The organism is Actinomadura opuntiae (assembly GCF_030283205.1).
GTDB lineage: Bacteria > Actinomycetota > Actinomycetes > Streptosporangiales > Streptosporangiaceae > Spirillospora.
Genome location: NZ_JASNWF010000021.1, coordinates 20,863 through 44,373 on the forward strand (window position 1 = coordinate 20,863; position 23,511 = coordinate 44,373).

Sequence of the window (23,511 nt, forward strand, 5' to 3'; positions counted from 1 at the left end):
GCGTCGGCTCAGTACGTCCTGCGGATGTGGAAGCCCCAGCCGCCCTGCGGGAGCGTCTCCTCGCGGACGAAGTCCTGCGACTTCATCCGGCACCAGGCCGGGACGTCGGTGCGCGCGGCGGCGTCGTCGGCGAGCACCGCGATGACCTCGCCGACCGGGACCTCGCGGATCCGGTCCGCCAGCATGATGATCGGGATCGGGCACTTGCGGCCGAGCGCGTCGATGACGAGCGCCGGGGGAGGGCCGGCGGGCTCGGCGGGGGGCGCGGCGGGCGGCGCGTGGGAGACCCCGCTCCTGGCCCGGCCTCGGAACCTCATGGGCGCGACCGCCTCCCTCTGCGTGATCCGGCCCCGGACGGTGTCCGGCCGCCGGTGTCGGTCATTGGTCCAGGGCGTTCATCGTCGCCCGGCGGAGCCGGGCGACCGTGCCGGGCAGGACGGCGAGGAACCGGTCGACATCGGCGGAAGCGACGCCACGCGGCAGCGATACCCGCACGTTCCCATGGGTAATCACCCCCATCGCCTCGAGCACATGGCTAGGACGCAGCGTATCCGCCGTGCAGGAGCTGCCGGACGAAACGGCGAAACCCGCCCGGTCGAGTTCGGTCAGCAGCGCCTCGCCCTCCACGTACAGGCACGAGAACGTGACGAGGTGCGGCAGCCGGCGGACGGGGTCGCCGACGACCTCGACGTCGGGCACGGTCTCGGCCACCCGCGCGCGGACCAGGTCGACGAGCGCGGCGAGCCGCGGGCCCTCGTCCGCCATCTCGGCGCGGCACGCCTCCAGCGCGGCGGCGGCCGCCGCGGCGGCCGGGACGTTCTCGAACCCGGGGACGCGGCGCGCCTCCCGCTCGTCGGCGGGCAGCGGCGAACGCCACCGGGTGCCCTTGCGGACCGCGAGGACGCCGACGCCGGCGGGACCGCCCCACTTGTGCGCGCTGCCGGCCAGCAGCGACCAGCCGTCCGGCACGTCCGCCCGGCCGAGCGACTGCGCCGCGTCGACGAACAGCGGCACCCCCGCGGCGCGGCACGCCTCGCCGACCTCCGCGACGGGCTGGAGCGTCCCCACCTCGTGGTTGGCCGACTGCAGGCACGCCAGCGCGGTGTCCGGGCGCAGCGCCGCGGCGAACTCCGCGGGGTCGACACGCCCGGCCCGGTCGACGCCGACGACGGTGACCTCGCCGCCGTCCGCCTCGTGCAGCTCGGCGGCGTGCAGCACGCTGGAGTGCTCGACCGCGCTCACCACCAGGTGGCGCCCGGCCCGCCGGCGCGCCTGGAGCCCCCCGAGGACCGCCAGGTGCACCGCCTGGGTGCCCGAGGAGGTGAACGCGACCTCGTCCGGACGTGCGCCCAGGACGCCCGCGACGCGCGCGCGGGCCCGGTCCAGCAGCATGCGGGTGCTCCTGGCCCGCCCGTACAACCGGGCGGGGTCGGCCCAGCCCGCGTCCAGCGCCTCCAGCAGGACGCGCCGCGCCGCCGGATGGAGCGGCTCGGTCGAGGCGGCGTCGAAGTACCCGTCGGGTGCGCTGGAGTCAGCCACGCCAGAACACTAACCGGGCACCCGATCGGGGGTTCGCGCGACCCTAGCGCTAGTGTGTCCACCACACGTGTAACAACTGATCTCACCGCCCGGCCGACCGGGCTTTCATCCGTGGGGAAGGCATTCCGTGAGTCCGACCCGCTCTAGGGAGCGGCGTACGCCTGTGCGCAGTCGCCGCGCATTGAAAAGCGCCGGCGCGCTAGGTCTGCTGGCGCTGTCCGCAACCGCGTGCAGCGGCCAGGCATCCCGTCTGGGCATGCCGGAGCCGATCGGCCCGCAGGCCGAGCGCATGCTCAAGCTCTGGCAGGGTTCCTGGATCGCGGCGTTCGCCGTCGGGGCCGTCGTCTGGGGCCTGATCATCTGGGCGGTGCTGTTCCACCGCAAGCGCTCCGACGACCTGCCGCCGCAGGTCCGCTACAACATGCCGATCGAGATCCTCTACACGGCGGTCCCGTTCGTCATCATCGCGGTCCTGTTCTACTTCACCGCGCGCGACGAGAACTACGTCGAGAAGACCACCAAGAACCCTCCGGTGGTCGTCGACGTCACCGCGTTCCAGTGGAGCTGGCAGTTCGACTACAAGCAGAAGGACGCCACCGGCAAGGAGCAGACCGTCGCCTCGGTCGTCGGCCAGCCGGTGAACCCGAACGCCTCCTCGGGCGCCAAGCCCGTCATGACGATCCCGGCCGGTGAGCACGTGCGGGTGCGGCTGCACTCCAACGACGTCATCCACTCGTTCTGGGTCCCGGCGCTCCTGTACAAGAAGGACGTCATGCCGGGCTACGACAACGAGTTCGAGTTCACGGCGACCAAACTGGGCACCTACGAGGGCCGCTGCGCCGAGCTCTGCGGCGTCGACCACAGCCGGATGCTGTTCCAGCTGAAGGTCGTCACGCCGGCCCAGTACCAGAAGTTCATCGCCGATTCCAAGGCCGCCCTGGCCTCAGGGGGTGCCAAGTGACCACGACCAGCTACGCACCCAGCACACCGCTCACCGCGGCGCGGACGAGCAAGGGGCGCATCGTCGCCAACTGGCTGTCGTCCACCGACCACAAGGTGATCGGCTACCTCTACCTCATCACCTCGTTCGTGATGTTCCTGTTCGGCGGCATCCTCGCGCTCGTCATCCGCGCGGAGCTGTTCAAGCCGGGCCTGCAGGTGGTGAGCAACGAGCAGTACAACCAGATGTTCACCATGCACGGCACGATCATGCTGCTGATGTTCGCGACGCCGCTGTTCGCGGGCTTCACCAACGTCATCATGCCGCTGCAGATCGGGGCGCCGGACGTGGCGTTCCCGCGGATGAACATGCTGGCGTACTGGCTGTTCCTGTTCGGCAGCATCATCGTCATCGCGGGCTTCCTGACCCCGGGCGGCGCGGCCAGCTTCGGCTGGTTCGCCTACGCCCCGCTCTCGGACGCGGTCCGCTCGCCGGGCGTCGGCGGCGACATGTGGGTGATGGGCCTGGCCATGTCGGGCTTCGGCACCATCATGGGCGCGGTCAACTTCATCACCACGATCCTGTGCATGCGCGCCCCGGGCATGACGATGTTCCGGATGCCGATCTTCACCTGGAACGTCCTGCTGACCTCCATCCTGGTCCTGCTCGCGTTCCCGGTGCTCGCCGCGGCGCTGCTGGCCCTGGAGGCCGACCGCAAGCTCGGCGCGCACGTGTTCGACGCCTCGCACGGCGGCGCGCTGCTCTGGCAGCACCTGTTCTGGTTCTTCGGGCATCCGGAGGTCTACATCATCGCGTTGCCCTTCTTCGGCATCGTGACGGAGATCCTGCCGGTGTTCGCCCGCAAGCCCGTCTTCGGCTACATCGGCCTGGTCTTCGCGACCATCAGCATCGCGGGCCTGTCGGTCACCGTGTGGGCGCACCACATGTTCGTCACCGGCCAGGTGCTGCTGCCGTTCTTCTCGTTCATGACGTTCCTCATCGCCGTGCCCACGGGGGTGAAGTTCTTCAACTGGGTCGGGACGATCTGGCGAGGACAGCTGACCTTCGAGTCGCCGATGCTGTGGTCGCTGGGCTTCCTGGTGACGTTCCTGTTCGGCGGGCTCACCGGCGTCATCCTCGCCTCGCCGCCGATGGACTTCCAGCTGTCGGACTCCTACTTCGTCGTCGCGCACTTCCACTACGTCGTGTTCGGCACCGTGGTGTTCGCGATGTTCGCGGGCTTCTACTTCTGGTGGCCGAAGTGGACCGGCAAGATGCTGAACGACCGGCTCGGCAAGGTGCACTTCTGGCTGCTGTTCATCGGCTTCCACGGCACGTTCCTCATCCAGCACTGGCTGGGCGCCGAGGGCATGCCGCGCCGGTACGCCGACTACCCCAAGGAGTTCGAGGGCCTGAACCAGGTCTCGTCGATCTTCGCGTTCATCCTGGGCGCGTCGATGCTGCCGTTCTTCTACAACGTCTACATCACGTGGAAGAAGGGCAAGCGCGTCGAGGTCGACGACCCGTGGGGCTACGGCTCGTCGCTGGAGTGGGCCACCTCGTGCCCGCCGCCGCGGCACAACTTCAACTCGATCCCGAAGATCCGTTCCGAGCGGCCGGCGTTCGACCTGCACCACCCGCACGTGGGCGCGAAGGGCGAACTCGCCGGGGCGAAGGAGTAACCGATGCGCGTCCAGGCGTTCATGTTCTACGGTTGCGCGGTCTTCTTCCTCGCCACCGACATCGTGTACTGGCTCTGGTCGGGTGACTGGACCGGCACCACGGCGCTCGCGCTCGCGATCGGCCTCGCCGGGCTGATCGGGTTCTACATCCACTTCACCGTCCGGCGCCTCGAGCGGGCCAACGCGGGCCCGCTGTACGAGGACGACCCGCAGGGCGACATCGCCGACGCGGCCGGCGAGCTGGGCTTCTTCAGCCCGCACAGCTGGTGGCCGCTGTTCCTCGGCCTGTCGGCCGCGGCGATCGCCCTCGGCGTCGTGTTCGGCTGGTGGCTGGTGATCCTCGGCGCCTGCGCGACGCTGCTGTCCGCGATCGGACTGGTGTTCGAGTACTACCGGGGTCATTTCGCCCACTGATCAGTAAAAGAACCCCAAGAGGGGCGGTATCCGCAATTTCGCGGGTACCGCCCCTTTCACATACTGGACGTCGTCCCAGCAAATGGGGCTGGCCGGACGAATCGCTCGTCCAGTTGAGACCGGGGGGTCCACTATGCGGGTGGGTGACTCAGGACCGAGGTACCGGGGACGGCGGGCCGCCGCCGTGCTCGCGGGCGCGGGCATGGTGGCGGGCGCCGCGGGATGCTCCGGGCAGCAGGCGGCGGACGGGCGGGACGCGGTGCATCTCGCCGTCTCGCCGGGCAACGGCGGTGCAGCGCTGCCGCCCGACAGCCCGATCGACGTGCGGGCGGCGACCGGGCGGATCGCGAACGTGACGGTGTCCACGGCGAAGGGCGCGCCCGTGGACGGGGACCTGAACGCCGACCGGACGCAGTGGAGGTCGCGCTGGACGCTCGTCCCCGGGCAGTCCTACACGGTCGACGCGACCGCCGTGGGCAAGGACGGCAGGACCCGCACGGTCCGCAGCGGCTTCACCGTGGCGACCGTGAAGAAGAGGTTCGGGGTGAACGTCGACGCGCCGTTCAACAAGGAGACCGTCGGCGTCGGCATCCCGATCGTCATGCGGTTCGACCAGCCCGTGAAGGACCGGGCGGCGGTCGAGCGGGCGCTGGAGGTGCGCTCGGACAAGCCCGTCGAGGGCGCCTGGCACTGGTTCGGCGACCAGGAGGTCGTGTTCCGGACGAAGTCGTACTGGCCGGCGCACACCCGGGCGTCGTTCGTCGCCCACCTCAGCGGCGTGGACAACGGCAAGGGCATGTACGGGGGCAAGGACTACGCCGTCGACTTCACCGTCGGCGACTCGCACATCGCGACGGCGGGCGAGGACACGCACAAGATGGTCGTGAAGGTCAACGGGAAGAAGGCCCGGACGATCCCGACCAGCATGGGGCGCGGCGGGGAGGAGAAGTACACCACCACGAACGGCGTCCACCTCACCATGCAGAAGGACGACCCGGTCACCATGACCTCCGACTGGGAGGGATGCGGGCCCGGCTGCGCCGGCTACTACAGCCTCACCGTCTACAAGGCCGTGAAGATCTCCGACAGCGGCGAGTACGTGCACAGCGCACCCTGGTCGGTGGGGGACCAGGGGCACGACAACGTCAGCCACGGCTGCATCAACGTCAGCCCGTCGAACGCCAGGTGGTTCTACAACCTGGCGCAGCGCGGCGACGTCGTGACGGTGACCGGCACCAGCCGCCCGCTGGCGCCGGACAACGGCTGGGGCTTCTGGCAGATGGGCTGGAGCAACTGGGTGAAGGGCAGCGCCCTGAAGCGCTCGGTCTCGACGGCGCCGCACGTGGACGCCGCGACGCTGTCCGCCCAGTCCGCCAACCGCACCGCCGAAAAGCCCCGCGCCGGCTCCCACAATTAGACCGGACCACCGGACCACCGGACCACTGGCCACGGGCGGGCACGCGGAGCGAGCGCAGCGGGCCCGCCCAACGGCCTGTTAGCCGTTGACGGGCCTTCCAGGGGGCCGTCTCCCTGGGAATCACTGCAGCGGGGGCGGGACGGATGTGTGGTGCATTTTGGACCAGTCGCGGGCCATGGCGATGCGGTCGGGGCCCGAGGGGTGGGTCATCCAGAGCAGGTATTCCGCCCAGTTCGGGTGCAGGTCGTTGAGGTTGCGGACGGACAGTTCGTGCTGCATCGCCACGAACGTGGACGGGTCGCGGGTGAGGTCGAGGGCGTGCGCGTCGGCGCGGGCCTCGATGCGGCGGCTGACGAGGTTCTGGACGGGGGCGGCGATCTGCGTCCCGGCGGCGACGAGCGCGAGGACGAGCGCGATCGTGCGGGGGTCGGCGGGGCCGGTGCCGCGGGCGTCGCGGGCGTCCGGGATCTCCGGGGCGACGCCGGCGCGGCGCAGCAGTCGCGGCGACGTCGTCAGCAGGTAGAGCAGGCACAGGGCGCCCGCGACGCCGAGCGCGCCGACCAGGGTGCCCCACAGCACGTCGTTGCGCTTGGCGTGGCCGAGCTCGTGCCCGACGATCGACTCGATCTGCGGGCGCGGCGACTTCAGCAGCGTGTCGTACAGGACGATGCGCCGCGTCGACCCGAACCCGGACACGTAGGCGTTCAGCGAGGTCGTCCGCCGGGACGCGTCCGCCACCAGGACGTCCTTGACCGGGACGCCGTCGCGTTTCGCCATGGTGAGCAGGTCGGTGCGCAACTGCCCGGCGGGCAGCGAGTGGAACTTGTTGAAGACGGGCTCGACCACGACGGGGTAGATGAACGACACCGCGACGACGAGCACGAATCCGCCCGCGGCGGCGCCCGTCCACCAGTAGCGCGGGAAGCGGCGGACGACCGCGTACAGCAGGAGCAGCGCGATCGTGTAGATGACCCAGGTGACGCCGAGGGACTTCAGCTGGTCGACCGCCCACGCGGGCCAGCTCTGGGTGGACAGCCCGTAGTCGCGCAGGACCGACTCGCTCCAGATGTCGAACGGGAGGCCGATCACGCGCAGCAGCGTGGTCAGCGCGACGGCCGCGACGGCGACGCGCAGTAGGCGGCGGCGGACGCGCGCCGTCGTCCAGCCGATGAAGCGGGAGCCGAGCGGCGTGAAGCCGAGGACGAGGATCACCGCGAGGCCGACGACGAGCCCGGAGTAGGCCGGTGGGTTGACGGCGCCGTCGAACGCGTTGGCGCGGGCGATCTCGTGCGGGGAGAAGTCCAGGGACGGGTCGGCCCGCACGCGCCCGCCGGGGACGTGGCCCGGCAGCGGGTTCCACGGCGTGGTGAGGCCCAGCACGGCCGCGACGCCGGCGAACAGCACGACGGCCGCGACGGCGGCGGCCCGCCGCGGGCCCCGCATCCGCGCGCCGCCGGCGGAGCCCGGTCCGTCCGGCCCGCCGGTGCTCACGCCCGCCGGTCCGCCCGTCTCGCCAGGGGGTTCCGCGACCGACGGCTCGCCGCCGTCTCCCTCGCTCATCGCAGCTCCTTCTTGAGGTAGTCGCGCCACTGCGCGACGAAGCGGTCCCCGGCGAGGCCGAGCACGGAGCGCAGCGCGACGGCCTCGGGGGCGCGCCCGGCGGCCACGTACAGCCGGACGAGCGCCGCCTCACCGTACCGGGAGGCGACCATCCGGCAGGCGAGCCAGGCCTCCTGGTAGGCCTGGGACAGGTGGTCGGAGGCGCCGGAGAAGTCGGCGGCGGACGGCAGCGCGGACGGCACCCGGCCCGCGCGCACCTCCCGCCGCAGCTCGCTGGCGGCCGACCCGACGCCGACCTCGGCGTGCTTGTAGCCGACGTAGTCCGCGAAGCCCTCGATGAGCCACAGCGGGGTGGTGCGGTCGGTGGCGCCGCCGGTCGCGACGTGGGTCAGCTCGTGGGTGAGCACGACGGTGCGGCCCAGCTCGTTGAGCCGGGCGAACGTGCCGGGGGAGACGATGACGCGGTCCTCGCCGCGGCCGCCGCCGGCCGACGGCGCGGCGGTGGCGAGCGCGGCGATCTGGCCGAGGCTCTCGTCGGGCCCGGCCAGCGCGGCGGCGAGCCGCTCGTCGGCGGGCACCAGGGCGACGACCCGCTGCGCCCAGCCCTTCCCGACCACCCCGGTGACGACCGGGACGGCCGCGTCGAGGCGCTCGGCGATGCCCTCCAGCCCGCCGCCGTCGCCGATCACGAGGCTGGAGCGGCCCCGCACGACGCTCAGCGGCCCGGCGTCCCAGATCTCGGCGTCGTCGCGGTGGCCGAGGGACGAGCCGTCGCCCACGATCGTCCACGCGCCGGAGCGGGGCGCGAAGGTGAGGTGGCGGGTGCGGGCGACGTCGCCGCGGTCGAAGCCGCGCAGCCGGTAGCGGGTCTCGACGCGGACGACCGCCGCGCCGCCCTCGGCGTTGGCCGACTCGGTGGCGGCGAAGCGCTCGGTCCAGCCGTCCAGCGGCAGCTTGCGGAGGTTGTCGTAGAGCCGGGCCTGGGCGTCCTGGAACGCGGCGGGCGCCGAGGAGACCGTGGCGAGGAACGCGGTCCGGTCGCCGGCCGCGACGGCGCGCGACCGGTTGGCGAGGACGGTCCGCGCCGTGCCCGGATCGAAAGGCGCGGCGGGCCTGGTGGTGCGGGCCGCGGCCCGCGAGCCGCCGGAGCGGGTGCCGAGGACGCCGGCGCCGCCCGCGGCCAGCAGCGCGGCGCCGCCCGCGCCGAACACGAGCACCCGGCGCCGCGTCACCGTGCCGGGCACGGGCGGCGAGGGAACGGGACCGCCCCGCCGGGCGTCCGGGGCGTCTCGCCCGGCGTCCTCGGCGGAGCCGTCCCGTCCTTGGCCGTCCTCCATGCGCGCGATCCTATTGAGCATTCCTGGGATGCCGGGGCATCCGCGCGGTGTCGCCGCGATCGGTCGTCACCGGGGCCGTCACTTGGCGTAGTCGGGGTATCCGTAGCCGACCACGTCGTCGGTCGAACGCTCCTTCACCTGCACGGAGTTCCCGGTGTTGCCCTCGACGGTCTGGATCGTCCCGTCCTCGTTGTCCTTGACGACCATCCCCACGTGCTGGATGTCGTCGTTGGACTTGCCGCCGCCCCAGGAGAAGAAGACGATCGCGCCGGGCTTCGGGGCGTCGCCCCAGCGGCCGTTGTCCTGGAACCACTGGGCGTGCGCGACGGTCCAGGCGTCGCTGCCGATCTGGTCGGTGAAGCCGAGCCTGTCGCCGACCCAGGAGATGAACATGTCGCACCATTCGGCGTCGCTGTACTCCTGGACGGACCCGCCGTCGCGCGCGACGGTCTCCCTGGCGCGCTCGGTGCCCTCGTACCAGTCGCCGAACTTGGTGTCGCCGTCGCCGTCCGGGCTCTCGCCGACCTGGGAGCGGGCGAGCTCGATGGCGGCACGGGCGGTGGGACGCGACTTCTTGGAACGTTCCTTCGCGGCGGCGGCCTTCGGCGCGCTCCGCGCCGTGCGGCGGGGCGCGGCCTTGGCCGCCTTGCCGCCGCCCGCCTTGGCGTCCGCGGCGGCGTGGTTCTGGGGCGCCCGCGCGGCCGCCATGTCGGCCGCTGCGGCCGGCTTGGCGGCCGCCGGGTCGCCGAACGGCAGGACCGACGCCTGCGCGGTCGCCGCGACCGTGCCGACGACGGCCGCGCCGACGATCACGCCGCCGGTGGTGCGCCAGGCGATGGCGGCGCGTCCGGGCTTGCGGTGCCGTCCCGACGCCGGGCCCGGGGGAGGGCCTACGGGGGCGATGGGGGCGATGGGGGCGACGGCGGTGATGACGCCGGTGGGAGCCGCGCTGACGGGGGCTGTGCTGACGGGGGCTGTGCTGGTGGGGGCTGTGCTGATGGGAGTTGTGCTGGTGGGGCTTGCCTTGCGGTGCTTGCCTGCCACGGGGGGATCTCCTTGGCTTCCATTCCGCCTACCGGGTTAGCTGACGGGTTCGGGCGTGGAAGCCGCCCTACGGCCTGCGGGCAGGCCGATTCACCCCGACGGGACATGGGTGGGTCCCCGGCTCCGGCGCGGGCCCTCGCGGGCGCGGCACGGACTCGGCGGTGGCGCGCCCGGGGGCGGGCACGCCGGTTCGGTTTGGGGGGTCCTCTCGGGAGGTGGCGCGACTGGGGCGCCCGGGGAGAGGGAGAAGAAGACGGGCGCGGCCGTGCGCTCGGCGGACGGCCGCGCCCGGAGAGATTGCGCCGTTCGGCTAGAGAGATCGCGCCGTTCGGCTAGGAGGCCCGTTCGGGCCCGTCATCCGGCCGCGGCGGGGCGTTCTGCTGAGGGTAGCTGGACAGAGTTCACTCCTTCTTCCAGACGCCTACCGGGTTAGCTGACGGGTTCGGGCGTGGAAGTGGCCCTACGGCGGCCCTCACCGCTCGTGCGGAAGAGGCTCGCCGATTCACCCCGGCACCGGAAATGCCCGTCCGGAGGATGCTCCGGACTTCCGGTGGATTGGGTCCCCGGCTCCGCGCCGTCTGCGCGGACTCGGCGCTGCCGCTGCGATCCTGAGGGCGTCGTGGGGCCCGGGCGCGGGACCCTTTGTCCCGCGTGCGAAAGAGCGGCGCTGATGTTGTGATGGCGGCGGCCCCCTGTCCTGGGGAACCGCCCGGGGCCGGAGCCCTCTGTGGACCGCCGTGGCGCGCTCTCAGCGCCATGCACGCTGCCGGCGTGCGCACGGTGGGCCGGGCCGGCCCGGTCTCGGGAGAGACCGTCGCGGCACGCTGTCCCGGTGCCGCGGGGCGACGCGTGGATCGTGCCGCCCTGGGGGACGGCGCGTGGGATGCGCCGCCCGGTGCGCGGCCGCCGGAGCGGGCCGCGCGGGGCCGCGGCGTCTGGAGGGCGCCGCGTGACCACGGCGCCTGGTGGGCGCCGTGAGTGGTGACAAGGTACCAAAGCCCCAACAGAAGGCAAACCCCCACAAAATCAACAACGGACCAGGTCAGCCCTGGTCCGTTGTGATCGGGGGGAGCGAACGGGCCCCCGCCGGGGCCCGTTCAGGAGAGCGTCAGGGGCGTCCCGCGCCGTAGAAGTTCGACGTGTAGTAGCCCGACAGCGAGCTGATCTTCACGACGTCGCCCGTGTGCGGGGCGTGGATGAACTTGCCGCCGCCGACGTACATCCCGACGTGCGACAGCCCGCTGAAGAACACCAGGTCGCCGGGCTGCAGGTCGCTCTGCGACACGTGCTTGACCGCCGCCCACTGGGAGTTGGTGGTGCGGGTGATGTTGACGCCCGCCGCCGCCCACGCCTTCATGGTGAGGCCGGAGCAGTCGTAGGAGCCGGGGCCGGTCGCGCCGTAGGAGTACGGCTTGCCCAGCTGGGCGTAGGCGAAGTTCAGCGCCGTGCGGGCCGAGCCGCTGGCCGGGCCGTTGTAGCTGCCGCCCGTCCCGCTGCTCGCACCGCCGCCCGAGGAGCCGCCGCCGGTCTGCTGGACCAGCTTCTTGGCCTCCCGGACCTTCTTATCGAGGTCCCTCTTCTGCTGCGCGATCTCGTCGTGCTTGCTCTTGACGTCGTCGTAGGCGCTCTGGGCCTGCGACTGCTCGCGGCGCAGCCGCTGCGCGGTCGCCAGGAACTGGGTGAGCTGCGAGCTGCGCTGCTGCGAGAGCTGGGTGAAGACCGCGGCCTGGTCCAGGACGGACTGCGGGTCGCCGCTGCCGACGAACCCGGTCACGTCCGTGGAGTCGCCGTTCTTGTAGGCGTCCGCGGCCATCTGGGCGATCGCCGAGCGCTGCTTGTCGAAGGAGGCCTGCTCCTGCGTCGCCGCCTTCTTGGCGGCGGCCAGCTTCTTCTTGGCGATCTTCAGCTTCTCGTTGTTCTGGTTGTACTGCTCGACCTTCTTGTCCATCTCCTCATTGAGCTGGTCGAGCTTCTTCTGCGCCTGCGCATGGGTCGGCTTCGGCTTGGCCTCGGCCGCCACTTGCGGAAACGCGAAGGCTGCGGTCGCCGCCAGGCAGGCGGTGACCGCCAGGCGGCGGGTGACCCCTCTCCCCGTCGAGCCGGCTCTCCGGTCGCGCGAGTGCGCTGGTTCCCCGATGAGATCGTTGGCCACGGTCGGATTCGCCCCTCTCGTCCACTACGTCAGCGGACGACATTAGCGAGGGGCCACAACCGTCACAACTAATTCGTCACTATCTGATTGACTTCAACCTGATTTGCCCACATTGCGTGATTGCAAGATCACGGAGCGCATGATCGGCGAGCTCGCGGCCGGAGAATCCCACCCGCCGGACCTCGGGCCGCCGCACCTCACGACCTGCCCAGGCGGCGCAGCAGCAGCGTCGACGGGCACGGCCGCGCGTTCGCGCGTCGCGCCCCGTCCGCGACCTCGCGGTCGGAGGAGACCACCACCACCGCCCGGCCCACCGGCTCCGCCCGCACCAGCTCGCCGATCAGCTCGTCGGCCGTCTGGCCCGGCCGGCTGAACAGCACCCGCACCCCGCGCGGCGCCGAGATCGCCACCGGCGCGTCCAGCTCCGCGCCGTCGAACACGCACGTCACCTCGGCGCGGGTCTGCGCCGCCAGCCCGCCGAGCCCCGACACCAGCCGGGTCCGCTGGTCCGACAGCGGCAGCTCCCCGTAGCCCGTCTTCGTCACGTTGTAGCCGTCGACCACCAGGTGCACCTGGGGCAGCGTCAGCAGCCGGTCCAGCAGTTGCGGGTCACTGTCCGACAGCGCCCGGCCGGGCAGCGCCCGGTGCGCCAGCCGGTCCGGCTCCAGCGCGCCCACCGCGTCCGCCGGACGGGCGATCGTCGACGGCAGCGCCAGCTCCCGCCGGACGCCCTGCGCCGCGTCCACCAGCGCGTCCAGCAGCAGCCGCAGCCGGATGTCGTCGACGTTGCGGCCCTCGCGCGCCGCCCGCTTGGCCGCCTCCGCCGCGGCCTCCGCCTGCGCCGCCCGCGCCCGCAGCCGGCGCAGCTCCTTGTCGGCCGCCGCCGCGGTCTCCCGCGCCGCCGCCAGCTCCCGGTCGGTGTCGGCCGCGAGCGTCTCCGCGCGCTCCTGCGCGGCCCGGTACCGCGTCCGCGCGTCGTGCAGCTTGCGGCGCAGCTCGGCGACCTCCGCCTTGGTGTCGCGCAGCTCCGCGCGCAGCTTGTCGACCTCGGAGGCGCGCGCCGCCCGGGCGGCGGCCAGCTCCTCCTTCAGCGCGGCCACGCGCCGCTCGGCGGCCTCCTCCTCCGACGCCGTCGCCGAGCGCTCCAGCTCCGCGCGGGCCGCCTCGACCAGGTCCGCCCAGCCGTCCGGGCGCAGCAGGTAGGCCAGCACCGCGACCCGCACCGGGTCCGCGGCCGGCGGCACCTCCCCGCCCTCCACCGCCTCGACCAGATCGGGCTGCGCCTCGCGCAGCGGCCCGGCCACCCGCCGCCGGAAGTCCTCGTCCTTCTCCAGCACCGCCGCGATGTGCTGCCCCGCGAGCTTGGCCCGCTTGCGCCGCTCGAACCGCGCGAACCGGCGCAGCGGCACCGGCACCTCGTCCGGCGGCAGCGCGCCGATCAGCTCCGCGGCGGCCTCCACCACGCTCAGCCGGACCGGCTCCGGCAGCGGCCGGGACAGCGGCCGCCCGGGGGACGTCCCGCCGGAATGGCCCGGCGGGCGCGCGGAATCCGGGCCGCCGGGACTCGCTTCGGGGCCGCTGTCGATGATCCCGCTCCTTCCGGGCTGCGCCGCCGGTGGGCTGTCTCTTCCCGAGCGCCACGCAGCCTAACCAGCGCGAACGTGCGATCGGACGGAACGCGCCAAGCTCCCCCGAGCCGTCCCCCGCGGCCCCCGCCCGGCGGGACGTGCCGGCGCGCCCCCAACCCTAGCGGCCCCGACTTCTGTCGGTGGCGTCCTCTACGGTCGCCGGCATGACGGCTGCGCACGAGGTCCAGGGGCAGATCCGGGCGGTTCAGGGCACTCTGGACGACCTCGGCACCCCCCTGTCGGAGGTCACCTTCGTGGTGGTCGACCTGGAGACCACGGGCGGCTCGGCGGCCGACTCGGCGATCACCGAGATCGGCGCGGTCAAGGTCCGCGGGGGAGCCGAGCTCGGCGAGCTCGGCACGCTGGTCGACCCCGGCGGGCCGGTCCCGCCGTTCATCACCGCGCTGACCGGCATCACCACCGCGATGGTGACGGCCGCCCCGCGGATGGACGCGGTGCTGCCCGCGTTCCTGGAGTTCGCGCGCGGCAGCGTGCTCGTCGCGCACAACGCCCCGTTCGACATCGGCTTCCTCAAGGCCGCCTGCGCCGCCGGCGGGTACGCCTGGCCCGCGTTCCCCGTCGTCGACACCGTCGACCTCGCCCGCCGCGTCCTCGGCAAGGACGAGGTGCCCAACTGCAAGCTCGGCACCCTCGCCCGGTTCTTCCGCACCCGCACCGAGCCGACGCACCGCGCCCTCGCCGACGCCCGCGCCACCGTCGAGGTCCTGCACGGCCTGATCGAGCGGCTCGGCTCGTTCGGCGTCACCACCCTGGAGGAGCTGCGCGGCTTCGCCAAGGCCCCGACCCCCGAGCAGCGCCGCAAGCGCCACCTCGCCGAGGGCGTGCCGAGCACCCCCGGCGTCTACCTGTTCGAGGACGCCGGCGGCGAGGTGCTCTACGTCGGCAAGAGCGGCGACCTGCGCTCCCGGGTGCGCAGCTACTTCACCGGCTCGGAGACCCGCCCGCGCGTGCGCGAGATGGTCGGGCTCGCCGAGAACGTCCGGACCATCGTGTGCGCCACCGGCCTCGAGGCCGAGGTCCGCGAGCTGCGCCTCATCGCCGAGCACAAGCCCCGCTACAACCGCCGCTCCAAGTTCCCCGAGCGGGCCATCTGGCTGAAGCTGACCGCCGAGCCGTTCCCGCGGCTGTCGATCGTGCGGGAATGCCGCGACGACGGCGCCCGCTACCTCGGCCCGATCTCGTCCCGGCGGCAGGCCGAGGAGGCCCGCGCGGCGCTGCACGAGGCCGTCCCGCTGCGCCAGTGCACCCAGCGGCTCACCGTCCGGATCGTCGAGCGGGGCCGCGCCCGCAGCTGCGCGCTCGCCGACCTCGGCCGCTGCGGCGCGCCCTGCGACGGCCGCGAGTCCCCCGACGCCTACGCCGTGCACGCCGAGACCGCCCGCGCGATCATGGAGGGGGACGTGCGGCCCGTCGTGGCCGCCGCGCGCGTCCGCATCGACCGGCTCGCCGCCGAGCTGCGCTACGAGGAGGCCGCCGCGCAGCGCGACCGGCTCGCCGCGTTCGTCCGCGCCGCCGCCCGCGGCCAGCGCCTCGCCGCCCTCGCCCGGCTGCCCGAGCTCGTCGCCGCGCGGCCCGGCTTCGACGGCGGCTGGGACCTGTCGGTCGTCCGGTACGGGCGGCTCGCCGCGGCGGGCACCGTCCCGCCCCACGCCCACCCTCGCCCCTACGTCGACGCCCTCATCGCCACCGCCGAGACCGTCTTCCCGCCGTCCGGCGGCGCCCCCGGCGGCGTGGCGCTCGGCGCGCCGCCGTCCTCCGGCGCCACCGCCGAGGAGATGGAGTGCGTGCTGCGCTGGCTCGACCTGCCGGGCGTCCGCCTGGTCGAGGTCGACGGCGCCTGGACGTGCCCCGTGCACGGCGCCGAGGGCCTGCGCGGCTGGATCGACAACGCCTACACGAGCCACGATCCGGACCGGGCGGGGCGGCCACTAAGGTGACGGTGGACACCGGCACGGAGAGGACGGACGACCCCGCATGGCCCTGCCTCTCTACGACAGCCAGCCGGCCCGGCGCGTCCCGTGGATGACGTACCTGCTGATCGCGGTCAACGTCGTGGTGTTCCTGCTGACGCCGATGTCCAACTTCGCCACCTGGTACGGCAAGGGCGCCGTCCGCGACTGCAAGGCCGCCGAGTTCACCTACGAGTACGGCGCCGTCCCCAAGGAGCTCACCACCGGCGACCAGCAGCCGCCGCCCACCGAGATCACCAACCACTGCGGGCCCGCCGACTACCGCAAGGCCCCCTGGACCTCGGCGTTCACCTCGATGTTCCTGCACTCGGGTCCGATGCACCTGCTCGGCAACCTGGTGTTCCTGTTCGTCGTCGGCATGGGCGTGGAGGACCGGCTCGGACGCTGGCGCTTCCTGCTGAGCTACCTGGCGTTCGGGCTCGTCGCCGTCTACGGCTTCGCCTGGACCTCGCCCGGCTCCACCGTGCCGCTCATCGGCGCGTCCGGCGCCATCGCCGGGGTGATGGGCGCCTACGTCATCCTCAACCCGCGCGGCCGCGTCGTCAGCTACGTCCCGCCGATCATCGTGCTGCGGCTGCCCGTCTGGGTGGTGCTCGGCTACTGGTTCATCCTGCAGTGGCTCTCGCTCGGCGACGAGGAGAGCAGCGTCGCCTACACCGCGCACATCTACGGCTTCTGCGCCGGCGTGCTGTTCGCGCTGCTGGCCCGCCGCGCCGGGCAGTCCCGCCGCATCGCCGCGCTCAGCCGCACCTGATCGGCGCCCGATAGAGTCGGGACGTCCGAACTCAGGGGAGGGGTCCTGTGGTCACAGCGATCGTGTTCGTCAAGGCCGACGTCGCGCGCATCCACGAGGTGGCCGAAACGATCACCGCGCTGGACGGCGTCAGCGAGGTCTACTCGGTCACCGGAGAGCACGACCTCATGGTGATGGTCCGCGTCCGCCGCCACGAGGAACTCAACGACGTGATCCCGGGCCGCGTCAACAAGGTCCCCGGCGTCGTCGGCACCGAGACCCACATCGCCTTCCGCACCTACTCCAAACACGACCTCGACGCCGCCTTCGCCCTCGGCCTCCCCGACGCGGACTAAGAGGCGCCCTCCGCCTCCACGGTGTTCCTCCGCTGCAATGAATTACGCGGCGGTGATGAGGCTCAGGGACAGGTCGCCGCAGGGGTGGGCGGTGTGGCCGGGGCGGTCGCGGTAGGCGGCGCCGGGGGTCCAGGTCGCGGTGTTGGACGCCATGACGCGGCCCGGGGCGTTCACCACGAACGCGGGTGCGGGGATCTCGCGCAGCACCGGGACGATCTCGTTCTCGAAGGTGCGGGCGAACACGTCGGCGGCGGCGACGCCGGCGAACTCGCCGCCGACGCGGACCGGGACCGACAGGGTGAGGACGTACTCGTCGCTGCACAGGTAGTCGACGTAGGGGCCGCAGACGGTCTTCTCCGCGCCCGCCTGCGGGCCGGTGAACCAGTCCCAGGCGGTGTAGTCGTACAGGGCGCTGCTCTCGGGGTTCAGGTCGCGCAGCAGCTGGGACGGGCCGGTGGGCCCGGCCTGCCACCACTCCAGGTACCAGGCGGCGTCGGCGAGCAGGCGGGGCGCGGCGATGAAGCCGAGCCCGCACACCAGCGGGCCGAGGCGGGGGAGCAGCAGCGGGCGCAGCGCGGCGAGGTCGGCGCGGACCGGCGCGCGCCCGGCGTCGCGCACCGCCCGCAGCAGCCGCGCGGAGGCGTCGCGCACCTCGGCGACCGTGCCGAAGACGCCGTCCAGGGTCGCGTGCACGCGCGCCGCCGCAGCGCCGGCGGACGGTGGCTCGGGGGGCATGAGTCCACCTCGTGGTCAGAGGGCGAGCCGTCGGTCAATCAGACGTTCTACCGCATTCGCGACGTGACTTTCAGCGACATCGCGGGCCCGGTCCTCATCGCCCTGCTCGATGGCGTCGACGAGCCGGACGTGCTGGGCGTGCACGGTCCGGCGGGCGTCCGGCTCGCCGTGCACGGCCCAGATGAGCGGCCCGATGTCGGCCTGCAGCCGGATCTCCTCGCGGGTCAGCCGGACGGACTGGGACGCGGCGGCGATCTCCAGGTGCAGCCGGCCGTCCAGCCGGCACGTGCGCGGCCCGGCGTCGGGGCCGGCCATCTCGGCGAGGGAGCGGCGCAGCCGGTCGACGTCGCCGGGCAGCGAGCGGCGCGCGGCCAGCCGGGCGGCGGCGCCGGCGATGGCGGCGTAGTGGTCGCCGAGGTCGCGCAGCTCCTCGGCGGACAGCGGGCGGAGCCGCCGGTCGAGGTCGAAGGGGCGGGCGGGGGCGCGCACGAAGCTGCCGCCGCCCCGGCCGCGCCGGGTCTCGATGAGGCCCTGCTGACGCAAGGCCATGAGCGCTTCGCGTAGAGTGACGGTCGATATGCCGAGATGTCCGGCGAGTTCGGTCTCGCTGGGCAGCTGCTCACCGTCGTCGAGGAGGCCGAGCGCGATGGCGTCGCCGATCCGCCGCACGACGGCGGCGACCCGCGCGGTGTTGTCGACCGGGGCGAACACGACGAGGCGCGCGCCGTCCGCACCGTCCATGGGCCCCCTCTCCGCGCGCTGACTCAGTGATACCGGATCGTCACTTGAACTGAAACCTATGACTCCATATGTTTTCGGTCATGCCGGCTTCAGCGGTGAGGATCCGCGATCTGCGCAAGACCTTCGGCTCCGTCGAGGCGGTGGCGGGCGTCGACCTCGACATCGGGGACGGCGAGTTCTTCTCGATGCTCGGCCCGTCGGGGTCGGGGAAGACCACGGTGCTGCGGCTCATCGCCGGGTTCGAGCGGCCCACGTCCGGGACGGTCGAGCTGGCCGGCCGCGACGTGACGGGCCTCGCCCCGTTCGACCGCGACGTCAACACCGTCTTCCAGGACTACGCGCTCTTCCCGCACCTGGACGTGCTCCGCAACGTCGAGTACGGGCTGAAGGTCCGCAAGGTGGCGAAGGCCGAGCGCCGCAAGCGGGCGCTCGAGGCGCTGCACAGCGTCCGGCTCGACGGGTTCGAGGCGCGCCGCCCCGCCGAGCTGTCGGGCGGGCAGCGGCAGCGGGTCGCGCTGGCCCGCGCGCTGGTCAACGAGCCGAAGGTCCTGCTGCTGGACGAGCCGCTCGGCGCCCTCGACCTGAAGCTGCGCGAGGAGATGCAGGTCGAGCTGAAGACGATCCAGCGGCGCGCCGGCATCACGTTCGTGTTCGTCACCCACGACCAGGAGGAGGCGCTGACCCTCAGCGACCGGGTCGCGGTCCTGGACGGCGGCCGCGTCCAGCAGGTCGGCACGCCCGCCGAGGTGTACGAGCATCCGGCGACCGAGTTCGTGGCCGGCTTCGTCGGCACGACCAACCGGATCGGGGACGTCTGCGTGCGGCCGGAGAAGCTGCACGTCCGCATCCTCGGCGGCGGCGACGAGGACGGCACGGCGCCGGCGGGGGAGCCGGCCGGGCCGCCGGGGGACCGGCACGCCGAGGGCACCGTCGCCGAGGTCGTCTACGCGGGCGCGGTCACGAGGTTCGTGGTGGACCTGGAGTCGGGCGACCGGGTCGTGGCGCTCCAGCAGAACCTCGCGGCGTCCTCGATGGAGGTGACCCGCCACCGCGGCGCCCGCGTCCGCGTCGGCTGGCAGGCGGCGCACGAGTTCCGGGTGGCCGGCGCCGCCCCCAGCACTGAAACCCCCGCGAAAACCCCCAACTAAAGAGGAGTTCCTCATGTGGTCCACGCGCATGGCGCTCGCCGCCGCGGCGGCGCTGGCGATCGGACTGACCGCCGCCGGCTGCGGCGGCGAATCGGGAGACAAGGCGACCGGCTCCGGGCAGGGCGGCTTCCGGGTGCCGAAGGTCCCGATGCAGAAGTCGCTCGGCAAGGGCGAGGGCCAGGTCAACCTGGTCGCCTGGGCCGGGTACGCCGAGGACGGCTCCAATGACAAGAACGTCGACTGGGTCCACCCGTTCGAGAAGCAGACCGGCTGCAAGGTCAACACCAAGATCGCCGGGACGTCGGACGAGATGGTCGCGCTGATGAAGACCGGTCAGTACGACGCGGTGTCGGCGTCCGGCGACGCGTCGCTGCGGCTCATCGCCTCCGGCGCCGTCGCCCCGGTCAACACCGCGCTGGTGCCGAACTACGCCGACATCTTCGCGGGCCTGAAGAACAAGCCGTGGAACTCGGTGAACGGCGTGCCCTACGGCATCCCGCACGGCCGCGGCGCCAACCTGCTGATGTGGCGCACCGACAAGGTGAAGCAGGCGCCCGACTCGTGGGGCGCGGTGTTCGACCCCAACTCCCCGTACAAGGGCAAGGTCACCGCCTACGACTCGCCGATCTACATCGCCGACGCCGCGCTGTACCTGATGTCGGCCCGTCCCGAACTCGGCATCAAGGACCCGTACGCGCTCGACCAGAAGCAGTTCGACGCGGCGGTCGCGCTGCTGAAGCAGCAGCGCGGCATCGTCGGCGAGTACTGGTCCGACTACACCAAGGCGGTCCAGTCGTTCAAGAGCGGCGACACGGTGCTCGGCACGACCTGGCAGGTCATCACGAACTACGTGGAGGCGGCGAAGGCGCCGGTGGAGGCGACCGTGCCGAAGGAGGGCTCGACCGGCTGGTCGGACACCTGGATGGTCGCCGCGAAGGCCAAGCACCCGAACTGCGCCTACCAGTGGATGAACCACATCGTCTCGCCCAAGGCGAACGCGCAGGTCGCCGAGTGGTTCGGTGAGGCCCCGGCCAACGCCAAGGCCTGCCAGGAGACCGCGGACAAGAAGTTCTGCGACACCTTCCACGCCACCGACGAGACCTACTTCTCCAAGATCCGCTTTTGGACGACGCCGATCGCGCAGTGCCTCGACGGCCGCAAGGACGTCAAGTGCGTCGACTACTCCAAGTGGACGCAGGCATGGACGGCGATCAAGGGATGACCGCGTCCCCGGCGGCGTCCACCGCCGGCGAGGCCGCCGCCCGCCCGGCGCCGGGTCCCCGGCGCCGGGCGGCGGCGCTGCTGCACCGCCGGCCGTGGCTGCGGCTGTCGCTGCTGCTGTCGGCGCCGTTGGCCTGGCTGGTGGTGGCCTACCTCGGCGCGCTGGCCGCGATCTTCCTCACCGCGTTCTGGTCCACCGACACCTTCACCGGCGAGGTCGTCCGGCAGTTCACCCTGGCCAACTTCCAGGACATGTGGAACGAGCCCGTCTACCGGACGATCGCGCTGCGCAGCCTCGGCGTCGCGGCGGCCGTCACCGTCATCGACACCGCCATCGGCTTCCCGATGGCGCTGTACATGGCGAAGGTCGCCAGGCCCCGGTACCGGCCGTACCTCGTCATCGCGATCCTGGCGCCGCTGTGGGCGGCCTACCTCGTCAAGGCGTACGCGTGGCGGGTGATGCTGTCGCAGGGCGGGCTGATCGACGAGGTGCTCAAGCCGTTCGGGCTGTCCGGCCCCGGATTCGGCCTCACCGCGACGATCATCGTGCTGGCCTACCTGTGGCTGCCCTACATGATCCTGCCCGTCTACACGGGACTGGAGCGGCTGCCGGACTCGCTGCTGGACGCCTCCGGCGACCTCGGCGCCCGCCCGTGGCGGACGTTCCGCTCGGTCATGCTGCCGATGGTGTTCCCCTCGCTCGTCGCCGGGTCGATCTTCACGTTCTCGCTGTCGCTCGGCGACTACATCACCGTCAAGATCGTCGGCGGCCGCAGCCAGCTGCTCGGCAACGTCGTCTACGACAACATCGGCGCCGCCAACAACCTGCCGTTCGCCGCCGCCGTCGCCACGGTCCCCGTCGTGGTGATGCTGGTCTACCTCGCCGCGGCCCGCCGCACCGGCGCCCTCAGGGAGCTGTGATGACCCTCTCGCCCGCCGCGCGGGCCCTCCTGCGCGCCGTGATGATCCTCGGGCTCGCCGTCGTCTACGTGCCGCTGCTCGTCGTGCTGGTCAACTCCGTCAACGCCGACAAGGCGTTCGGCTGGCCGCCGACCGATTTCACCGGACGCTGGTGGGCGCACGCCCTCGACAACGAGGGCGCCCGCCGCGCCGTCTGGACGAGCGTGAAGGCCGGCGTCGGCGCCACCGCCGCCGCCATGGTCCTCGGCACCATGGCCGCGTTCGCCGTCGCCCGCTACCGGTTCTTCGGCCGCGAGACGGTCTCGCTGGTCGTGGTGCTGCCGATCGCGCTGCCCGGCATCGTCACCGGCATCGCGCTCAGCAACGCCTTCCAGGTCGTGCTGGAGCCGCTCGGCATCGGCCTCGGCCTGTTCACCGTCATCGTCGGCCACGCCACGTTCTGCGTCGTCACCATCTACAACAACGTGCTGGCCCGGCTGCGCCGCACCGGCACCAGCCTGGAGGAGGCGTCCGCCGACCTCGGCGCCGACACCTTCCAGACGTTCTGGTACGTCACGCTCCCCAACCTGCGCTCGGCGCTGCTGGCGGGCGGGCTGCTGTCGTTCGCGCTGTCCTTCGACGAGATCATCGTGACCACGTTCACCGCCGGTCCCGGCTCGCAGACCCTGCCGATCTGGATCTTCGACAACCTCTTCCGCCCCAACCAGGCCCCGGTCGTCAACGTCCTGGCCGCCTCGCTGATCATCCTGTCGATCATCCCGATCTACATCGCCCAGCGCCTCTCCAGCGGCGCCCGCAGCGTCGCCTGACCATGGCTAGCGCTGGGCTTGGGAGACCTCGATCCAGCGGTCGAGGAGGGTGGCGGCGGCGCCGGAGTCGACGGCCTCGGCGGCGCGGTCGCGGGCGGCCGCCAGGGTGGGGGTGAGCTCGTCGGCCGGCGGGGCGCCCTCGTAGGCGGTGATGAGGGCGGCGGCGTTCAGCAGGACCATGTCGCGGACGGCGCCCTCGCGGCCGGCGAAGGTCTCCCGCGCCACCCGCGCGTTGAACGCCGCGTCGGCGCCGCGCAGGTCCTCCGGCCGGGCCGGCGGGATGCCGAGGTCGGACGGGTCGAAGGTCGTCTGCGTCGCGGTGCCGTCGCGCACCACCCACACCGTCGAGGTGCCCGTGGTGGTCAGCTCGTCCAGGCCGTCGTCGCCGCGGAACACCAGCGACGAGCAGCCCCGTGCGGCGAACACGCCCGCGATGACGCCCGCCATCCGCGGATGGAACACCCCGACCGCCTGCGCCGCCGGACGTGCGGGGTTCGTCAGCGGGCCGAGGAAGTTGAACACCGTGGGCGTGCCGAGCTCGCTGCGGGTGCGCGAGGCGTGCCGCAGCGCCGGGTGGAACCGCGGCGCGAAGCAGAAGGTGATGCCGGTCTCCGCGGCGACCCGCGCGACCTCGTCCGGGCCGAGGTCGATGGCGACGCCGAGGTGCTCCAGCAGGTCGGCGGCGCCGCAGGACGACGAGGCGGCCCGGTTGCCGTGCTTGACGACCCGCACCCCGGCCGCCGCCGCCACCACCGCGGCCATCGTGGAGACGTTCACCGTGTGGGCGCGGTCGCCGCCGGTGCCGACCAGGTCGGCGATGCGGCCCGGCACCGTCACCGGGGTGGCGTTGTCCATCATGCCGTCGGCGAGGCCGGAGACCTCGGCGACGGTCTCGCCCTTGGCGCGCATCGCGACCGCGAAGCCGGCGATCTGCACGTCGGTGGCGTCGCCGGCCATGATCCGGTTCATCGCCCACGCCGTCTCCTCGCTGGTCAGCGAGTCGCCGTCGAGCAGCGCGTTGATCAGTGCGGGCCAGTTCGTGCGGGCGTCCATCTTCTCCCCAGGGTGCGGCGGGACCCGGGGAGCGCCGGGCTCGTCCCGTCCCGGCCGGGGTGACGGACCGGGGCGGCGCCCCGGCGCCGA

General features: G+C 72.7%; 21 protein-coding genes and 2 riboswitches. Of the genes, 11 read left to right on the forward strand and 10 right to left on the reverse strand.

Translation table 11 applies throughout. The annotated features are described in order from the left end of the window. Positions 1-8 precede the first annotated feature (8 nt). Positions 9-317 carry a sulfurtransferase TusA family protein gene (locus tag QP089_RS36885; RefSeq protein WP_285918272.1) on the reverse strand — a complete coding sequence of 103 codons (309 nt, stop codon included), beginning with the start codon at positions 315-317 and terminating at the stop codon, positions 9-11. 61 nt (positions 318-378) lie between these two features. Further along, the gene (locus QP089_RS36890; RefSeq protein ID WP_285918274.1) at positions 379-1,539 is read right to left on the reverse strand and encodes a cysteine desulfurase family protein; all 1,161 of its coding nucleotides are present in this window, start codon (positions 1,537-1,539) and stop codon (positions 379-381) included. A 163-nt stretch (positions 1,540-1,702) separates the two neighbouring features. Here QP089_RS36890 and ctaC point away from each other — a divergent pair, with 163 nt between their 5' ends. The 4 genes from ctaC to QP089_RS36910 all read left to right on the forward strand — a co-directional run bounded on the left by ctaC (position 1,703) and on the right by QP089_RS36910 (position 5,992). Continuing rightward, positions 1,703-2,500: an aa3-type cytochrome oxidase subunit II gene (gene ctaC, locus QP089_RS36895; RefSeq protein ID WP_446474115.1), complete on the forward strand. Its 798-nt coding sequence runs from the start codon at positions 1,703-1,705 to the stop codon at positions 2,498-2,500. Further along, the gene (gene ctaD, locus QP089_RS36900) at positions 2,497-4,161 is read left to right on the forward strand and encodes an aa3-type cytochrome oxidase subunit I (RefSeq protein WP_285918276.1); all 1,665 of its coding nucleotides are present in this window, start codon (positions 2,497-2,499) and stop codon (positions 4,159-4,161) included. Before ctaC ends, ctaD begins: the two co-directional genes overlap by 4 nt. A gap of 3 nt (positions 4,162-4,164) precedes the next feature. Then, positions 4,165-4,575, forward strand: a complete 411-nt coding sequence (locus tag QP089_RS36905) for a cytochrome c oxidase subunit 4 (RefSeq protein ID WP_285918278.1) — start codon at positions 4,165-4,167, stop codon at positions 4,573-4,575. A gap of 139 nt (positions 4,576-4,714) precedes the next feature. Then, positions 4,715-5,992, forward strand: a complete 1,278-nt coding sequence (locus tag QP089_RS36910) for a L,D-transpeptidase (protein ID WP_285918280.1) — start codon at positions 4,715-4,717, stop codon at positions 5,990-5,992. Between the two features lie 120 nt (positions 5,993-6,112). Here QP089_RS36910 and QP089_RS36915 read toward each other — a convergent pair whose 3' ends face one another. The 5 genes from QP089_RS36915 to QP089_RS36935 form a co-directional block, all read right to left on the reverse strand. Then, complete coding sequence (locus QP089_RS36915; protein ID WP_285918282.1) at positions 6,113-7,552, reverse strand: M48 family metallopeptidase; 1,440 nt, start codon at positions 7,550-7,552, stop codon at positions 6,113-6,115. Continuing rightward, the gene (locus QP089_RS36920; RefSeq protein WP_285918284.1) at positions 7,549-8,889 is read right to left on the reverse strand and encodes a hypothetical protein; all 1,341 of its coding nucleotides are present in this window, start codon (positions 8,887-8,889) and stop codon (positions 7,549-7,551) included. Before QP089_RS36920 ends, QP089_RS36915 begins: the two co-directional genes overlap by 4 nt. A 78-nt stretch (positions 8,890-8,967) precedes the next feature. Then, positions 8,968-9,933 carry a CHAP domain-containing protein gene (locus QP089_RS36925; RefSeq protein WP_285918286.1) on the reverse strand — a complete coding sequence of 322 codons (966 nt, stop codon included), beginning with the start codon at positions 9,931-9,933 and terminating at the stop codon, positions 8,968-8,970. A gap of 11 nt (positions 9,934-9,944) precedes the next feature. Then, a riboswitch (cyclic di-AMP (ydaO/yuaA leader) is annotated at positions 9,945-10,072 on the reverse strand. A gap of 264 nt (positions 10,073-10,336) precedes the next feature. After that, positions 10,337-10,537: riboswitch (cyclic di-AMP (ydaO/yuaA leader) on the reverse strand. Positions 10,538-11,041: 504 nt separating this feature from the next. Further along, positions 11,042-11,953 (reverse strand): C40 family peptidase, encoded by a 912-nt coding sequence (locus QP089_RS36930; RefSeq protein ID WP_285918288.1) that lies wholly within the window; start codon positions 11,951-11,953, stop codon positions 11,042-11,044. Between the two features lie 329 nt (positions 11,954-12,282). Then, positions 12,283-13,545, reverse strand: coding sequence for an NYN domain-containing protein (locus tag QP089_RS36935; RefSeq protein ID WP_285918290.1), 1,263 nt, complete (start codon positions 13,543-13,545; stop codon positions 12,283-12,285). Between the two features lie 332 nt (positions 13,546-13,877). Between QP089_RS36935 and QP089_RS36940 the strand changes: the two genes are divergently transcribed. The 3 genes from QP089_RS36940 to QP089_RS36950 are packed head-to-tail and all read left to right on the forward strand — an operon-like array spanning position 13,878 to position 16,793. Continuing rightward, positions 13,878-15,671, forward strand: a complete 1,794-nt coding sequence (locus QP089_RS36940) for a DEDD exonuclease domain-containing protein (RefSeq protein WP_285918291.1) — start codon at positions 13,878-13,880, stop codon at positions 15,669-15,671. A 37-nt stretch (positions 15,672-15,708) separates the two neighbouring features. Next, the gene (locus tag QP089_RS36945; RefSeq protein WP_285918292.1) at positions 15,709-16,458 is read left to right on the forward strand and encodes a rhomboid family intramembrane serine protease; all 750 of its coding nucleotides are present in this window, start codon (positions 15,709-15,711) and stop codon (positions 16,456-16,458) included. A 47-nt stretch (positions 16,459-16,505) separates the two neighbouring features. Continuing rightward, complete coding sequence (locus QP089_RS36950) at positions 16,506-16,793, forward strand: Lrp/AsnC family transcriptional regulator (protein ID WP_285918294.1); 288 nt, start codon at positions 16,506-16,508, stop codon at positions 16,791-16,793. Positions 16,794-16,835: 42 nt separating this feature from the next. On the opposite strand, the gene QP089_RS36955 is transcribed toward QP089_RS36950, so the two are convergent. Together QP089_RS36955 and QP089_RS36960 are read right to left on the reverse strand one after the other, a co-directional pair. Next, on the reverse strand, positions 16,836-17,528 hold the full coding sequence (locus QP089_RS36955) for a cache domain-containing protein (RefSeq protein ID WP_285918296.1): 693 nt from the start codon (positions 17,526-17,528) through the stop codon (positions 16,836-16,838). Between the two features lie 15 nt (positions 17,529-17,543). Continuing rightward, positions 17,544-18,269: a FadR/GntR family transcriptional regulator gene (locus tag QP089_RS36960; protein ID WP_285918298.1), complete on the reverse strand. Its 726-nt coding sequence runs from the start codon at positions 18,267-18,269 to the stop codon at positions 17,544-17,546. 80 nt (positions 18,270-18,349) lie between these two features. On the opposite strand from QP089_RS36960, the gene QP089_RS36965 reads away from it, so the two are divergent. Genes QP089_RS36965 through QP089_RS36980 form a run of 4 tightly spaced genes read left to right on the forward strand, consistent with a single transcriptional unit; the run spans position 18,350 to position 22,368 of the window. Beyond that, positions 18,350-19,417 (forward strand): ABC transporter ATP-binding protein, encoded by a 1,068-nt coding sequence (locus QP089_RS36965; RefSeq protein ID WP_285918299.1) that lies wholly within the window; start codon positions 18,350-18,352, stop codon positions 19,415-19,417. 13 nt (positions 19,418-19,430) lie between these two features. Further along, positions 19,431-20,639, forward strand: coding sequence for an ABC transporter substrate-binding protein (locus tag QP089_RS36970; RefSeq protein WP_285918301.1), 1,209 nt, complete (start codon positions 19,431-19,433; stop codon positions 20,637-20,639). Continuing rightward, positions 20,618-21,559: an ABC transporter permease gene (locus tag QP089_RS36975; protein WP_285918303.1), complete on the forward strand. Its 942-nt coding sequence runs from the start codon at positions 20,618-20,620 to the stop codon at positions 21,557-21,559. Before QP089_RS36970 ends, QP089_RS36975 begins: the two co-directional genes overlap by 22 nt. Continuing rightward, a complete protein-coding gene (locus QP089_RS36980; RefSeq protein WP_285918305.1) occupies positions 21,559-22,368 on the forward strand; it encodes an ABC transporter permease in 810 nt (269 codons plus the stop codon). The genes QP089_RS36975 and QP089_RS36980 overlap by 1 nt, the downstream gene beginning before the upstream one ends. Before the next feature lie 6 nt (positions 22,369-22,374). On the opposite strand, the gene trpD is transcribed toward QP089_RS36980, so the two are convergent. Beyond that, positions 22,375-23,421: an anthranilate phosphoribosyltransferase gene (gene trpD, locus QP089_RS36985; protein ID WP_285918307.1), complete on the reverse strand. Its 1,047-nt coding sequence runs from the start codon at positions 23,419-23,421 to the stop codon at positions 22,375-22,377. Positions 23,422-23,511: the final 90 nt, after the last annotated feature.

Excerpts from the sequence above, each read along its gene's own strand:
- trpD (WP_285918307.1), bottom strand. The coding sequence starts at position 23,421 with ATGGACGCCCGCACGAACTGGCCCGCACTGATCAACGCGCTGCTCGAC.
- QP089_RS36965 (WP_285918299.1), top strand. The coding sequence starts at position 18,350 with ATGCCGGCTTCAGCGGTGAGGATCCGCGATCTGCGCAAGACCTTCGGC.
- QP089_RS36960 (WP_285918298.1), bottom strand. The coding sequence starts at position 18,269 with ATGGACGGTGCGGACGGCGCGCGCCTCGTCGTGTTCGCCCCGGTCGAC.
- QP089_RS36915 (WP_285918282.1), bottom strand. The coding sequence starts at position 7,552 with ATGAGCGAGGGAGACGGCGGCGAGCCGTCGGTCGCGGAACCCCCTGGC.
- QP089_RS36885 (WP_285918272.1), bottom strand. The coding sequence starts at position 317 with ATGAGGTTCCGAGGCCGGGCCAGGAGCGGGGTCTCCCACGCGCCGCCC.
- QP089_RS36945 (WP_285918292.1), top strand. The coding sequence starts at position 15,709 with ATGGCCCTGCCTCTCTACGACAGCCAGCCGGCCCGGCGCGTCCCGTGG.
- QP089_RS36955 (WP_285918296.1), bottom strand. The coding sequence starts at position 17,528 with ATGCCCCCCGAGCCACCGTCCGCCGGCGCTGCGGCGGCGCGCGTGCAC.
- QP089_RS36940 (WP_285918291.1), top strand. The coding sequence starts at position 13,878 with ATGACGGCTGCGCACGAGGTCCAGGGGCAGATCCGGGCGGTTCAGGGC.
- QP089_RS36975 (WP_285918303.1), top strand. The coding sequence starts at position 20,618 with ATGGACGGCGATCAAGGGATGACCGCGTCCCCGGCGGCGTCCACCGCC.
- QP089_RS36970 (WP_285918301.1), top strand. The coding sequence starts at position 19,431 with ATGTGGTCCACGCGCATGGCGCTCGCCGCCGCGGCGGCGCTGGCGATC.
- QP089_RS36920 (WP_285918284.1), bottom strand. The coding sequence starts at position 8,889 with ATGGAGGACGGCCAAGGACGGGACGGCTCCGCCGAGGACGCCGGGCGA.
- QP089_RS36980 (WP_285918305.1), top strand. The coding sequence starts at position 21,559 with ATGACCCTCTCGCCCGCCGCGCGGGCCCTCCTGCGCGCCGTGATGATC.
- QP089_RS36905 (WP_285918278.1), top strand. The coding sequence starts at position 4,165 with ATGCGCGTCCAGGCGTTCATGTTCTACGGTTGCGCGGTCTTCTTCCTC.